Origin of the sequence: Rhodococcus sp. 077-4 (assembly GCF_047782425.1) — a bacterium.
Taxonomy (GTDB): Bacteria; Actinomycetota; Actinomycetes; order Mycobacteriales; family Mycobacteriaceae; genus Rhodococcoides.
In genome coordinates, this window is sequence record NZ_JAJPWC010000007.1 from 96,223 (window position 1) to 109,993 (window position 13,771).

Sequence of the window (13,771 nt, forward strand, 5' to 3'; positions counted from 1 at the left end):
CGAGGACACCGTTCCTTGTAGATTCCTCGCCCTCGCCGAGTCGAGATCATTCGTCGAGGAACGACACCAGCGCGGGGACGAAGTCGCGGTAATACTGGAAGACGCCACCGTGCCCGGAATCCGGGTAGATGGTGAGCTGTGAATTGGGGAGTCGGCGAGCGAGGTCGGCGGAATGCTCGCTGGCGACCATGATGTCGTGATCTCCGTTGGCGACGAACGTCGGGTGAGCGATCAGTGACAGATCGTCCGGTACCGCCTTGCCACCGGCGACTGTGGCACGCAGCTGGGCCACCCGTGCCTGCAGAGAGATCGGTTGATCACGATCGGTCTTGCGTTCGGCAAGACGCAGGAAGTAATCGTTGGCCGCCTTCTTCCCGTCGGCCGTACGAGGGAAGAAGAGGAAATGTCTCGGATCCTTGCGCGCCAGAGCAGCTTTGAGGTACGCAAGACCCACGATGGGTCCCATCTTGTCGATCCCGCCGCCGCCTCTGGGGCCTGTCCCCGTGAGAACCAGCTTTCGCACCAGGTCGGGTGCTTGCAGAGCGACCATCTGCGCGACTCCTCCTCCCAAGGAAAATCCGAACACGTCGACCTTCTCGTAGCCGAGTGCGCGGATGAAGGCCACGGCGTCTGCGCCCATCTGTTCGATACGAGTCGGTACCGATCCGCCGGTCGCCCCGACGCCTCGATTGTCGAATGCGATCACGTGATGGCCCTGTGCGACACCGTCGATGACGCGAGGATCCCAGTCGTCGAGTACCGCGGTCAGGTGATGCAGGAAGACCACTGGGACGCCGCCAGTCGGCCCCAGTTCGCGGTACGCGAAGGGCACGCCGTCGACACCGACGAATTTGGTCGGTGCGTTCTGCCAGGTCGTCCGGGTGCCGGACGCGTTGTCGATCTTGGACATGTTCGATCCTTCTTTCGATCCCTCGAGATCAATTGTGTTGCGGTTGTGTGTAATCAGCGATGGTCGAGCCGTCACCTGGTCCGTGGGGCCGTGCGTCGTCCGGTTCATCGGGTTCCGCGCCTCGGGTTCAGTGTGATCCGCCCGTTGCGACGCAACATCGCTGCGACGGTGCGTACGCGGCCCCTGTCCGGATCGGGCGCGAGGCCGTCGCCCAGTCGATGCAACTGATCGGTGTGCCACCCGATCGTGAGGACGCTCTCGATGGCCGCTGGGTCGGTGATCTTGCTGACGGCCTTTCGAAGAGGGACCTTGATGTCGCGAGTCACCAATGCACCCGTGCGCCGAGTGAGGATGGAGTGGGCAGCAGCAGCATCGAGAACGGTGGGGCGCGCAACACCGACCGCGTCGCAATCTCCGCTCTCGATAGCGTCGGACATACCCGCCTCGGTGCGAAATCCCCCCGTCACTGCCAACGGGACGGCTCCGGCGACGTCGCGAACCGTGTGGGCGTACTCGAGAAAATAGGCTTCCCGGGCGCGGGTACTCTCCGCCGCGGACCCGCCCATCGCGGGGGACTCATAGTTTCCACCGCTGATCTCGATGAGATCGACCTTCTCGGCGGCAAGAGCCTGCACCACGTCCCTCGACTGTTCCTCGGTGAACCCGCCGCGCTGGAAGTCGGCCGAGTTGAGTTTGACCGACACGGCGAAGCCGGGCGACACGCGAGCGCGGACAGCTCGAACGATCTCGAGCAAGAACCGGCGCCTCCGCACAGCGTCGCCGCCCCACTCGTCGGTGCGCCGATTGGTCATGGGTGAGAGGAACTGGGTTACCAGGTACCCGTGAGCGGCCTGGATCTGTACCCCGGCGAACCCTGCGCTCTCGCAGATCCGTGCGGCCACCGCGAATCGTTCGATGATCTCGTAGACCTCCGAGGACGCCAGCGCGCGCGGTATCGAGGCACCGGGGACTTTCAGCGCGACTGCGCTGGGGGCGACCGGCGTATGTCCGATGGACAACGGATTAGCCTGTCTACCTGGATGATTGAGCTGTACGAAGATCGGAACTCCCGCATCCTTGGCGGCACCGGCCCAGGACGACAATGCTGTGAGGTCGCGTTCGTCCTCGATCACCACGTTGCCCACCTCACCGAGCTGCGATCGATCGATCATCACATTGCCGGTCACGAGGAGTCCGAAGCCGCCATTCGACCACGTCCGGTAGAGACGCACCAACCGTTCGTCGGGAGCGTTCGATGCGTCACCCAGCGCCTCGCTCATCGACGCCTTCACGATGCGGTTGGGCAACGTCACGCCACACGGCAGCGTCAAAGGGTCTCGAAGCGAAGACATGAAGGACCTTTCGTCGAACGTACAGTTTCCCGACCGCTGGCAAATTACGATCGTAATATGATGATCGTAAGACTATGGGATATATTGATTCGAGGCAAGATTCCCTCGCAGATCACGACGAAAGGACAGACGATGGCCCGCTATGACGGCAACCAGAAGGCGCAGACGCGTACTCGCATCGTCGAGAATGCGGGCCGCCGCCTCAAAATCGACGGTGTCGACGGATCAGGGGTCAGCACCCTGATGAAAGACGCCGGACTGACCAACGGCGCGTTCTACGCGCACTTCGACTCGAAGGACGAACTCGTCGCTGCGGCAGTCGCCGACCAGTTGCGGGCCCAGCACGACACGATCGAGGCACTACCCGACAACAGGGCGTCGCTCGACGCATTCATCGCCGATTACCTCTCGCCCCATCATCGGGACCACCCGGATGACGGTTGTCCATCGGCGGCATTGCTCGCAGATGTCGGACGGGCGAAACATGTTGTACGCGAGTCCTACACCTCGGGAGTCGCCGATCTCATCGATCTCCTCGCGACGCGCATACATGTCGAGGATCCATCCGACGCCCGCACCAAAGCGATCGGGCTGATAACCGTGCTTGTCGGGACCCTGCAGATGGCGCGCGCCGCCTGCGACCCCATCACATCGGAGCAGATGCTCGCTGCCGGGCGGACCAACGCACGGCAGTTCTTGGACTGAACACACCGATCGTTCCCGCCTCGCAGCGATAATCCGCTCCGGGCATGCACTCTCGAACGAGAACAGGTGCCCCACCTTGGCCTTGCGCCTTTCGCATCGGCGACCCATGCCAGCCTGAAACATGTTCAGGGTCAACAACTCTCGTTCGATACGCTGAGGAGCGACACCGAATTCACGAACACCGTTCTACGATAATCCTGGACCGATGTCGGCCACGCTTCTGCAACCGGAGACCGGACGCTGCACGACGTTCGAGGACCGGCCTGCGCGATAGTCTGTACCAGTGACCGCCCCCAACAAACGTACCCGCGAAGATCCGCGCGGGCGGACAACAGAACTGGCATTTCTGAGAGCAACGGAGCGTTTGCTCGACGAGGGTGCGTCGTACAGAGATTTGAACGTCAGCCTTGTTGCCGAACGAGCAGGCCGAACACGGACCGCGTTCTACGCGCGCTTCAAGGATCGAAACGATCTACTGTTGTCCCTCTTGGCCGAATCGACTACCGAGGTCCTGACGGTCCTACACCTGTTCTTGGCCTCCGACAGCGAGTTCAGTCTGGTCGAGCTCACAAAGTCGGTCCGGAGCTTGCTGGCAGCTTTCAGTGAGCACTCCACGCTGATTCGGGCGGTGATCGAGGCGGCAGGATACGAGGAGGATATCGCCGAGTACTGGGACAACGTCATCGGCCAAGTCATCGACGCTGCGAGAGAACGACTGAAGCTGAGTGGATTCGGGGACGCGGATGCCGCAGCCGCTGCCACGACACTTGTCTGGATGACCGAAAGAATGTGCTACCAGCATACGGTCCGCGGCCGTCTGGGTCTCAGCGACGACGCCGTGGTCGCCAGCATCAGCGATGTCTGGTTCGCCGTGCTGCGATCGAGAAGCTGACACGGCGGTAGCAGGCCAGAACAACCATGTCGACCCTTGTAATGACAGTGTGTCTGTTTTAGTGTTGTCCCGCAGGCCGGAAGCAAATCCGCTGGACCGACCCTTGTTCTCGAGGACGAGACATGCCGCCACCATGGTTCGGTTCGACCACTCGCCGCAAAGCCTTCGACACTTCACTCGCGCGCTCTGTGCCGCGGGCAGGTGATGGATCCGCAACCGCCAATTTCTCCACATGATCAGTCCGCATACCCCGGGTATCGATCTATCGGCGATCAACCGTCCACAACTCGGCGGCGAGTCGACCGTCGAATGGATCCATCCGGCTTCCGAGCACATGTCGGTCGTGGACTGCGGCCGGTTGGCCGAACGCCAGTGCCGAACAAAGGTTCACACGAGGAGATCTCATGGTCTTGATCAATCGACCGAACAAACGTGGGCAAATACAGAACTTTCCCGATGTGTCACTTTCTCGATTCGCCTTCTGGGCAATCGTCGCGATCGCAATTATGTACATACCCTTGGCTATTACCTACATGTGGTTCGTATTCGATCCGGGCGCACCGCGAATTCAAGAAGCGGTGAACACCGCGATCAATGGCCGCGATTACGCGGTAGGACCGACTACCCTTGCTTCTGTCCGTGATGCCGATTATCACCGACATGCATTCGTGATGACGCTTCATACCGTCGGGGGATCAGTGGCGCTGATCCTTGCTTTGCTACAGTTCGCGTCACCACTTCGTCGCCGCTTCCCCAAGCTGCACCGCTGGACTGGGCGCGTCTACCTGCCGATCATGACCGCAAGCATGCTTGCTGCGATTGCGTTTCTGACCCTGACCTCGACCATTCCCTACCGCTCCGGGGCCGCCTTTCGCCTGCAGCTGTGGGCCTTGGCGGTAGGAACCCTGGCCTCAGCGTGGTACGCCTTCGTAGCAATTCGGCGTCGTGACGTGTTCCGCCATCAGGCTTTCATGGCAATCAATTTGTCGTTGATGATGGCGACCCCATTACTGAGAGTTGTTCTGATCGGGCTTGCTCCTGTATTGCCCGACGCGACCGAATTGACCAATCTCGGCGTTTCTTCGGTCACCCTCGGAACGCCGGCCGTGGCTGCGGCAGCAGTCGCATTCATGCTGACTCAAGCTCGGACGGTCCACCCTCGGAACTTCCAAGGGACGCCTGGAAAAATGACAACTTACCTCGGTCTCGTGCTTGCCAGCGTCATCGGCGGCCTGTTATTGCTCTGGCGTCAACAACCTCTGACAGCGGACGGCGTGCCGCAATCCTACGTCGTCTTCCACTTGATTCCGGCTGGTGGCTACGTGCTGATCTGCCTGGCCGGTTCACTTCGTGCCCGGAGTGCAGGCAATAACGGTCGTGAGCAACAGTGGCGCGTACTTCTCTGTGGTGCTGCCGTCGGATCGCTGTCCGCTTTCCTGACCGGACTGTTCGTTTCGGTTGTCTACGGGCCGCTCGAAGGTTTCATCGCCGGCCTCATGCTGGGACCCACGATGCCGATAGCGACGACCCTCTGTGTGCTGATCGTCCAGTCGGTGAGAACTCGCTCCCGTGCGCACGGGCCATCGGCTTCGAAACTGATCCCTGACCCCAAGTCCGCAGTTGCTCATTGACGGTGCGGCCATGAACCCTGAATTCGGCGGATTGCGACCGGGCGGCTTCGCGAGTACGTGTAGCGTTGGGCTCCAAACACTTTGGAATTGAATAGTTCTGAAATAGCGCCACTGTCGTTTGTCGAGCGCGTCATCACTCGGGTCTGAGGATGACGCAGCTACTGGTGGCCTGCGCAAGAAGCCGCCCTCCGACGTCTCGAAGCTCGGCGTGCGCCAGGGCGGTGCGTCGACCGGAGTGCACCACTGTTCCCGTGGCAGTGACCAACCCGGTGTCGGCGCGGACTGCGCGTAGGTACTTGATCGACAAGTCCAGGCTGGTGTAGCCGACTCCGTCCGGAAGGGTGGTCTGAACAGCGGCACCCGCCGCCGAGTCCAACAGCATCGCCACGATCCCGCCATGCACGGAACCGATTGGATTGTAATGGTATTCGGCAGGATGCAACGCGAAGGCGGCGAATCCGTCGCCGATCTCGACAAGCTCCGTACCGGTGAGCGTCATGACCGGTGGCGGCGGCAGTTCACCCGACTGCATCGCTGTCAGAAATTCGCGACCGCTGCGCCCGCGGGCACCCGCAGCAGTCGCAGTGGGATCTGCCCAGGAGACCGTGCGGGTGCGGCTCGGTGAATTCGGTGCCGTCTCCGGAGGGACCGTTCTGTCGACGGCCGTCTCTTGGATATCGAATTCTGTCCGATCGAGTTCTGCTGATTCGCGCATGAAACGAAGCCTATGGGGATCTGACTAGTTAATCAAGGAGTCAGGTCGCGCCTCTCGTGTCCCGCGATGGACCCGGTAGCAACACCGTGCCGCCCAACGGCACGAGATGGCCACTCCGACAGCGTATCTCGGCGTGGACGGCCTCACCGCATGCCCGGTGAACCGCGTGAAACGGCGGACCTGCGCTGCCGGACGCCCATCGGTCGCCCCAATCTCGCAGCGCGGTCAGGACAACCCTCAGCTCGGACCCCATTCTGGTGAGGGCATATTCGTGCCGCTCTCTTTGGCCAGGCTCGCGATACGGACGGCGTTCCAGGATGCCCGCGGACGTGAGCTCGGCCAGGCGCTTCGCGGCGGACGACTCCGAAACCCCGACGCGAGTGGCGAAGTCGTCGAAGCGCGTGGTGCCCAAGAAAGCTTCGCGAACAATCAGCATCGACACGCGGTTTCCGACAACATCGAGCGCATTCGCAACCGAGCAGTTGGTCAGCTCCCACGCGGAACGGTCATGCAAGAGATCGGTCATGAGCCGAGGCTATCAAGCCTGACTTGCATATACACCAGCCAGCGGTGGGTAATATGGTCTGCGGGCTCCGACTTGCCGAAACAAGGGTCAACGACCACTCGGTCAGACAGTCAGGAACTGCACTGAGGCACGACGTAACCGCTATGGCGCTGTTGTGATCGTGCTGTTCCGCGAAAACACACCGACTCGACACGCACCGATCGACCGATGCACGAAAGTCGCACGTTCCGAAGAGCGACGCTATACACTGTGTATAGTCCACAGCACGGCGGGGAGTAAGCCAGTGCGCCGACTGTAGATTTCGCGCGGTTTGCCTGCGTGATGAGACCCCTAGTCCCCCAGCGTCATACTCACCCCCAATCGCGAGGAAATCACCATGACAACCACTCTCGACAATCCCTTGACCCTCCCCTGCGGCCAAGTGCTGCCCAATCGGATCATGAAAGCCGCACTGAGCGAGGCACTCGCCGACAAGGACAACGCTCCCGACAACCGGCTCGAGACCCTGTACCGAACGTGGAGCCATGGGGGCTACGGCCTGATCATCACCGGTAACGTCATGGTCGACCGCACACAACTGGGCGAACCCGGCAACGTGGTGATCGAGGACGAACGCAACCTCGATGCGCTGTCTCGGTGGGCGAAGACCACGCAGGATGGTGGAGTTCCCATTTGGGCACAGCTCAATCATCCGGGGCGGCAGTCGAATCCGCTTGCACTGGGTCATACGCCGGTTGCCCCGAGCCCGGTGGCTGTCAACTTTCCTGGTTCCACCACCCCTCGTGAGCTCACCAGTGTCGAGATCGAAGACATCATCGAACGATTCGCCACCGCAGCCGCGGTCTGCGAGACCGCAGGATTCGACGGTGTGCAGATTCACGGTGCCCACGGCTACCTGGTGGCTCAATTTCTCTCGCCGCAGTCGAACCTGCGAACCGACGAATGGGGCGGCGACCCCCAACGCCGGATGCGATTCGTGATCGAGATCGTTCGCCGGATTCGCGCCCGGGTCGGTCCCCGCTTCGCCGTCGGTATCAAATTGAACTCTGCTGATTTTCAGCGAGGCGGGTACAGCGAGGACGAATCGCGTGGTGTGATCACAGCTCTGGCCGGTGAGGGCATCGACCTGATCGAGGTCAGCGGCGGGAGCTACGAACAGCCTGCAATGATGGGATCGGCCGCGGCGAGTACACGAGCGCGCGAGGCCTACTTCCTCGAATACACCAGCACTGTGCGCGAACTCGCCGGCGACATTCCGCTAGCGGTCACGGGCGGCTTCCGTTCGCGTTCAGCGATGTCGGCTGCGGTCGATTCCGGCGAGTGCGATGTGGTCGGCCTGGGCCGACCGACGGCCACCTCCCCCGATGCTGCCGATGCAATACTCAGCGGCCGCGTCGACACCTTGCCCGTCACTGCGGTCCGTGCAGGGCTGCGTCCGCTGGTGAGTAAGATCGCCGACATCAAGGCGTTGGACGGCCTGCTCGAATTGGGCTGGCACGCTGATCAATTGCACAGGCTGGGCGCAGGACTCGAACCCGACCTGAATCGCGGTCGCATCGCTACCCTGCTCTCTATGATCCGCCGCAACGGTGTGGGTGCGTTTCGACGCAAGAGAGGAATCTGACATGAGCGAGGGCAACGAACCCACCCGCGACGTTCTGCACGCGCCACCGGGTGCGTTCGTCGCCGCCGCCGGACTCGAGGTCGACGAGCTCTCGGGCACCAAAGTGGTCGGGCACATCGACCTCACCTCGGAACACTTGACGCCCTGGGGAGTGGTGCACGGTGGCGTCTACACAACTGCCGTGGAGTCGGCGGCCAGCGTCGGAGCCAGTGTGGCCGTGAGGGACCGCGGTTCGTTCGCGGTCGGGGTGAACAACTCGACCGATTTCTTGAGAGCCAGCACAGGCGGGCGCGTCGATGTGGTCGCCGAGCCCCTCCAGCAGGGTCGTGTGCAACAGCTCTGGCTCGTCGTGATCACTGCTGCCGACACCGGCAAAGTCGTGGCTCGCGGCCAGGTTCGACTACAGAATGTGCCGTTACCCAGCTGACATCGGTGCCGGATGGATGTTCGCGCGGTAGGTCTCGGTGAACATCGAGAACACTGCGGTGCCGGCCTCCACGGAACCGTCGACGTGCGCGTCGCCGGAGCGCAACGCCTCGTCGAGGTCTCGGTAGCCTGCTGTGATGGCGAGGAACGTAGTAGGTGCACATGTGACCCGCGCGTTCGGGGCGGTCTTCGCCGGCCCGGACGCCGTGGTCATGCGGCCTCCTGCCACCACAATGGTGAACACATCACCGACGTCGAACTCGCAGGTGGCATGGTGTCCTGACAGGCTCAGCGGGTCGACCACAGACGCGACACACATCGCGACCATGTCGGGTCGTGCGAGCGCCAAGTCTTCCGCTGTCATGAGGCGTAGTCCCCAGATCGCCAGTGCAGTCACCGGTTCGCGCAAACCTTCGCCCTCGGGAGTCAGGCCGTACGCCCCTGTCTCGATCTTGTCGACCACGCCGTGGGACTGGAGGAGTCTGAGCCGTTTCGTCAACCGGTTGGGCCCCACACCGTCGAGCCGACGGTCCAGATCTCCGAATCGCTTGGGCCCCATCAAAAGTTCACGTACCACCAGCATCGTCCATCGTTCACCCAGCAGATCCATCGACAAGGCCAGCGGGCAGGCCTGTCCGTAGGAGCGGGGTCCGGTGGTCACACCGGCCGATGATACCGGCAAAGTGGTGCGTGAGGTAACCGCCCGTTCGTCGACCGTCATAGATCGAATGCCGGTGGCCGCTGGTACCCCGCAAGCCGCCCTCCGAGCAGCGCGGCGAATTCGATGGTCGTCAGGTCCCCACCCGCAGGCCCCATTGCCTGAACACCGACGGGCAGTCCGGCCGACGTGCGGCCGACCGGGACGGTCGTGGCCGGACCTCCCGACACGTTGGCCAAGCCGCACCACTTGATCTGGTCCCAGTAGGGCCGTCGTCGGCCGTCGACCTCGAATTCACGGCCGAACTTGTCATTGGGCTTTCCGTGGTGGTTCGGCGCAGCCGTGGGTGAGACCGGCATCAGCACGATGTCGTAGTGCTCGAAGAACCGCACCCACCGTTCGCGAATCTCCTGGCGTAGCGCATCGGCTTCCATCCACGCGTAGTGCGACAGGAAAGTCCCGCGGAAGGCACGCAAGGCATCACCTCGGGGGTTCTGCACGATGCGCGCGGCCGTAGCGGCACCGAAGGCCGGCGTCATCCCCGAGCGGTCGGCTCCCAGCTGCGAGAACAGTAGTGGATGAAAGGCGTTGTGCGACTCCGAGATCGTCACCGGGATCGCGGAGGGGTGGACATCAACGGTGGCACCGGCCTCGCGCAACGAGTCGATCGCCGTCCGCATGGCCCCACGGACATCGGAATCCACTGGACAATCTTCGTCCTCGTACCATGCGGCGACACGGAAGCCCGAGAGCACAGTGGCCCGCGGGGGCGACAGCGTGTAGCCGAAACCGCCGTCGCGGTCGAGGGCGCCGACCGTCGCCTCGAGGATCGATGCGAGATCGCGCGCGTCGCGCACCTGCGCACCGGCACAGGCAAGATCGGGTTCGCTCCACCGCTTGACACCCGGTCCCGGCGAGATGTGACCCACCAGCGGGATCGACCGATAGGTCGCCTTGTGCCCGTAGAGACCGTTGAAATGCGACGGCACACGGGTCGATCCCCCGATCTCCGACGCGAAATCGAACGCAGTGAGTCCGGCGGCGGTTGCCACTGCACCCCCACCCGCCGATCCCCCGGAAGTCTTCGACAGGTTCCACGGGTTGTTCGTGGGCCCGAACAGGGGATTGTCAGCCTGCACGTCCTGGTTACCCGGCGGCATATTGCTCTTGCCCATGATCACCGCGCCCGCCGCGCGCAGCCGCTCCACCGCTACCGCGTCGCGAGTAGGTACGTTGTGCCGCAGGTCTTCTCGACCGCAGGACGTCCGCATGCCGGCAGTCTCGTACGAGTCCTTCACGGTGATGGGCAGTCCGTGCAGCGGGCCCACGTCGCCGGGCGACTCGGCACGAATGCGATCGGACTCCTCGGCCTCCCGACGAGCACGGGCAGCATCGATGGTGATGACTGCGTTCAGTGCCCCATTGTGGCGCTCGATTCTGCCGAGATACATCTCCACGAGGTCGACACTGCTGACCTCGCCCTTGCCGAGCAGTGCGCATAGTTCGTGCGCCGGCGCGAAGGCGTGTGCGTCGCTCATGCCTTCGACGACCCGGTCGCGGACGTCTCCATGCGGGACAGCGCCGAGTGGACGGCAGGAGTCGTCGCGAGCTTGCGGTCGAGGAGTGGTCCGACAATTCCGCGCATTGCCGCCAATGGCTTCCACCGCGACGGCAGCATCAACCGGGTGTCCCGATGTTCGATACCGCGCACGATTCCAGCGGCCGCTGTGGCTGTAGAGATGCGTTTGAGGAGGAAGGATGGCGCGGTGGCGTCGAGTAGATCCTTCGCCCCCGGTGATGCATCGACGCCGTCTCGGATCATTCCCGTGTCGATCAGGGCGAAGTACGCCGTGAGCACCGACGCTCCGTGTCCGGCGAGCTCGGCGTTCAACCCTCGGCCAAGTGCCTCGATTGCGGCCTTGCTCATCGCGTATGGGACCGCGCCGACACCATTGATGTAGGAGTACACCGAACTGATCACAACCATCTGGCCGCGACGGGCGATCACCGATTCGATCGTGGCGGAGACAGTGTTGAGGACGCCATTTACGTTGACTTCCAACACTTTCGCCATTTCGCCCGGAGCAAGGTCGCGAATCGGAGCGCTGCGGCCGAGGATGCCCGCGTTGGCGATGGTCACGTCGACGGGGCCCAACTCGGCGGTGGTTCGCTCGACGGCAACGCGCACCGATTCCGGATCGGTGACATCGCACTGAAGTCCGAGCGCAGACGCACCCGCCAGTTCGGCGGCCACACGCTTCGCTGCGACACCGTCGATATCGGCGACCGCCACCCGAGCACCCCGACTGGCGAGTCGGTTCGCGGTAGTTGCGCCCAAACCGCCACCGCCACCGGTGATCAGAACGACCTTGTTGGTAAGTGGATAAGAACCCATGAGCTGTCTCCTCGATTCCGCAGATGGCACTCGCATCCGGCGGTAGTGTGACCTAGTATACAAACTGCTATACGAAATGTATAGTCTCACTTATCAGGCCAGCCGGGCGATCCGGCATGACCGGAATCGACAACCGAGGAGTCCACAAGTGCCCGACTCAGCCGACTTCATGACCATCGACGTCTTCGACCGACCGCCAGGTGGCCCATGGCTGTGGAGCCGGCGGGTCAAAAAGGCTCTGGACCAACCGATCCCAGGTCTGCGCGCAGCGACGGTGAATCACTCGAATCACGCGACTCATTCGCTGAGCCTCGCCAGCTTCCTTCCTCCGGGGCGGACACTGGTCGCCGCCTGGGACTCCCGGGAGTCGGCACTCGCGGCCTTCCGCGGGCCACTCGCGAACGCCGTCCGCGGCGAGGGACACTTCAGTCTCGACGGCGAGGTGGCCAAGGCGAGCCGTGAGCACGAATGGGACAGCTGGCACGGTTGGATTCCGAGCGACGAGGGAAGCACGAGACTGACCCCCGACGAACCGATGGTCGTCGTGGTGCATGGTGTCCTGCGCCGACGACATCTGATCGGGTTCGTCCGTAACAACGTTCATGCCGCGTCGCGGGCCAAGTTCCACCCCGGTCACCGGGGCAGCGTTGACATCTCCTCGGCACTGCCGTTCGAGCACACCTCGATCAGTACGTGGAAATCGGTGAAGCTTGCCCGCGATTACGCTTACGCACCCGGTGGCCATGCGAACGCGATGGATCACGCGCGCGCCGCCGATACCCATCGCACCGGCTGCTACCTCCAGATCCGCCCGGTCGCGAGCTCAGGTTCCCTTGGACTCGACGAGCCCGTCTTTCCAGACCTTCCCCCGGCCCTGCGCGGGTAGCCGCTCGAATGCGACGGATCTCGAGTTGGACGTCGTGATCGATTACTGCACAAAGGATTTCGAGACCAGCCGTTCGGCGGCGAGAATCCGGAGTAATCGCTGCGCGATCCGGCCCCGGACGCACAGCGACCAGCAGGGGCTCTGCCGGCACACCCGTAATCCACTCTCCTCCAACTCGGAAAGCTGTTCCTCATGAACCACCAGAGTTCTTATGCTCATGCCCCAACGAAAACGGTCTCGGTGGGCGGCACCACCTACGCCTATCGAGAGCTGGGGCCCTCGGGCGACATCCCGGTCGTCTTCCTCGCGCACCTCGCCGCCAATCTGGACAATTGGGATCCGCGCATCGTCGACGCCATCGCCCGGGACCGCCACGTCATCGCTTTCGACAACGTCGGAGTCGGAGCGTCGACGGGCAAGATTCCCGCAACCGTCCTGAAAGCCGCGACCGATGCCTACAGGTTCATTCGCGCACTCGGATTCGACACCGTCGACATCTTCGGGTTCTCCCTCGGCGGGATGATCGCTCAGGACCTTGCCATCGCTCATCCGCAGTTGGTTCGCAAGATGGTCCTCACCGGAACCGGACCGCGCGGCGGCAGGGGCATCGACAAGATCGCCCGGGTGACGTTCTACGACATCGCGCGTGCGACGCTGACACGGGCCGATCCCAAGGAATTCCTGTTCTTCAACCGGGACGCGGCCGGCAAGAAGGCCGGGAAGCAGTTCGTCGCACGGTTGGACGAACGCACCGTCGGCCGCGACAAGGACGTCGCCCCCACTGCGGTCCTCAGGCAGTTGTCGGCGATCAAGAAATACGGTCGATCGACTCCGTCCGATCTGTCGGTGATCACGCAGCCGACGCTGATCGCCAACGGCGACAACGATCGAATGGTGCCCAGCGTCCTGTCCGAGGACCTACACCGCCGCATCACGAACAGCGAGCTCGTCATCTACCCGAACTCCGGACACGGTGGCGTCTTTCAGTTCCACGAACAATTCGCACCCGTCGCGGCACGTTTCCTGGCGCCCAGTCCCGACGAGAGTGTGG

13 protein-coding genes and 1 pseudogene are annotated in these 13,771 nt (G+C 62.9%); 7 read left to right on the plus strand and 7 right to left on the minus strand.

All coding sequences use genetic code 11. The annotated features are described in order from the left end of the window. Positions 1-46: 46 nt before the first annotated feature. Together ACNEOT_RS24165 and ACNEOT_RS24170 are read right to left on the minus strand one after the other, a co-directional pair. Positions 47-910 carry an alpha/beta fold hydrolase gene (locus tag ACNEOT_RS24165; protein WP_415977238.1) on the minus strand — a complete coding sequence of 288 codons (864 nt, stop codon included), beginning with the start codon at positions 908-910 and terminating at the stop codon, positions 47-49. 104 nt (positions 911-1,014) lie between these two features. Beyond that, a complete protein-coding gene (locus tag ACNEOT_RS24170; RefSeq protein WP_415977239.1) occupies positions 1,015-2,262 on the minus strand; it encodes an NADH:flavin oxidoreductase/NADH oxidase family protein in 1,248 nt (415 codons plus the stop codon). 132 nt (positions 2,263-2,394) lie between these two features. Here ACNEOT_RS24170 and ACNEOT_RS24175 point away from each other — a divergent pair, with 132 nt between their 5' ends. The 3 genes from ACNEOT_RS24175 to ACNEOT_RS24185 all read left to right on the plus strand — a co-directional run bounded on the left by ACNEOT_RS24175 (position 2,395) and on the right by ACNEOT_RS24185 (position 5,490). Then, positions 2,395-2,967, plus strand: a complete 573-nt coding sequence (locus ACNEOT_RS24175; RefSeq protein WP_415977241.1) for a TetR/AcrR family transcriptional regulator — start codon at positions 2,395-2,397, stop codon at positions 2,965-2,967. Positions 2,968-3,250: 283 nt separating this feature from the next. After that, positions 3,251-3,859 (plus strand): TetR/AcrR family transcriptional regulator, encoded by a 609-nt coding sequence (locus tag ACNEOT_RS24180; protein WP_415977243.1) that lies wholly within the window; start codon positions 3,251-3,253, stop codon positions 3,857-3,859. Between the two features lie 404 nt (positions 3,860-4,263). Continuing rightward, the gene (locus ACNEOT_RS24185) at positions 4,264-5,490 is read left to right on the plus strand and encodes a DUF2306 domain-containing protein (RefSeq protein WP_415977245.1); all 1,227 of its coding nucleotides are present in this window, start codon (positions 4,264-4,266) and stop codon (positions 5,488-5,490) included. A gap of 133 nt (positions 5,491-5,623) precedes the next feature. On the opposite strand, the gene ACNEOT_RS24190 is transcribed toward ACNEOT_RS24185, so the two are convergent. Together ACNEOT_RS24190 and ACNEOT_RS24195 are read right to left on the minus strand one after the other, a co-directional pair. Next, positions 5,624-6,205: a PaaI family thioesterase gene (locus ACNEOT_RS24190; RefSeq protein WP_415977246.1), complete on the minus strand. Its 582-nt coding sequence runs from the start codon at positions 6,203-6,205 to the stop codon at positions 5,624-5,626. 40 nt (positions 6,206-6,245) lie between these two features. Then, positions 6,246-6,731 carry a winged helix-turn-helix transcriptional regulator gene (locus ACNEOT_RS24195; RefSeq protein ID WP_415977248.1) on the minus strand — a complete coding sequence of 162 codons (486 nt, stop codon included), beginning with the start codon at positions 6,729-6,731 and terminating at the stop codon, positions 6,246-6,248. 376 nt (positions 6,732-7,107) lie between these two features. Here ACNEOT_RS24195 and ACNEOT_RS24200 point away from each other — a divergent pair, with 376 nt between their 5' ends. Then, positions 7,108-8,355 carry an NADH:flavin oxidoreductase/NADH oxidase family protein gene (locus tag ACNEOT_RS24200; RefSeq protein ID WP_415977250.1) on the plus strand — a complete coding sequence of 416 codons (1,248 nt, stop codon included), beginning with the start codon at positions 7,108-7,110 and terminating at the stop codon, positions 8,353-8,355. A 1-nt stretch (position 8,356) separates the two neighbouring features. Continuing rightward, on the plus strand, positions 8,357-8,782 hold the full coding sequence (locus tag ACNEOT_RS24205; RefSeq protein WP_415977252.1) for a PaaI family thioesterase: 426 nt from the start codon (positions 8,357-8,359) through the stop codon (positions 8,780-8,782). On the opposite strand, the gene ACNEOT_RS24210 is transcribed toward ACNEOT_RS24205, so the two are convergent. The 3 genes from ACNEOT_RS24210 to ACNEOT_RS24220 are packed head-to-tail and all read right to left on the minus strand — an operon-like array spanning position 8,771 to position 11,834. Beyond that, positions 8,771-9,442, minus strand: a complete 672-nt coding sequence (locus tag ACNEOT_RS24210) for a winged helix-turn-helix transcriptional regulator (RefSeq protein ID WP_415977254.1) — start codon at positions 9,440-9,442, stop codon at positions 8,771-8,773. The two genes, ACNEOT_RS24205 and ACNEOT_RS24210, sit on opposite strands and share 12 nt — an antisense overlap. A 56-nt stretch (positions 9,443-9,498) precedes the next feature. Next, a complete protein-coding gene (locus ACNEOT_RS24215; RefSeq protein WP_415977256.1) occupies positions 9,499-10,977 on the minus strand; it encodes an amidase in 1,479 nt (492 codons plus the stop codon). Then, positions 10,974-11,834, minus strand: a complete 861-nt coding sequence (locus tag ACNEOT_RS24220) for an SDR family NAD(P)-dependent oxidoreductase (protein WP_415977258.1) — start codon at positions 11,832-11,834, stop codon at positions 10,974-10,976. Before ACNEOT_RS24220 ends, ACNEOT_RS24215 begins: the two co-directional genes overlap by 4 nt. A gap of 148 nt (positions 11,835-11,982) precedes the next feature. Here ACNEOT_RS24220 and ACNEOT_RS24225 point away from each other — a divergent pair, with 148 nt between their 5' ends. Both ACNEOT_RS24225 and ACNEOT_RS24230 read left to right on the plus strand, forming a co-directional pair. Continuing rightward, positions 11,983-12,720 (plus strand): hypothetical protein, encoded by a 738-nt coding sequence (locus tag ACNEOT_RS24225; RefSeq protein ID WP_415977259.1) that lies wholly within the window; start codon positions 11,983-11,985, stop codon positions 12,718-12,720. 192 nt (positions 12,721-12,912) lie between these two features. Then, positions 12,913-13,749, plus strand: a pseudogene (locus ACNEOT_RS24230) (alpha/beta fold hydrolase); the annotation flags it as partial. Positions 13,750-13,771 lie beyond the last annotated feature (22 nt).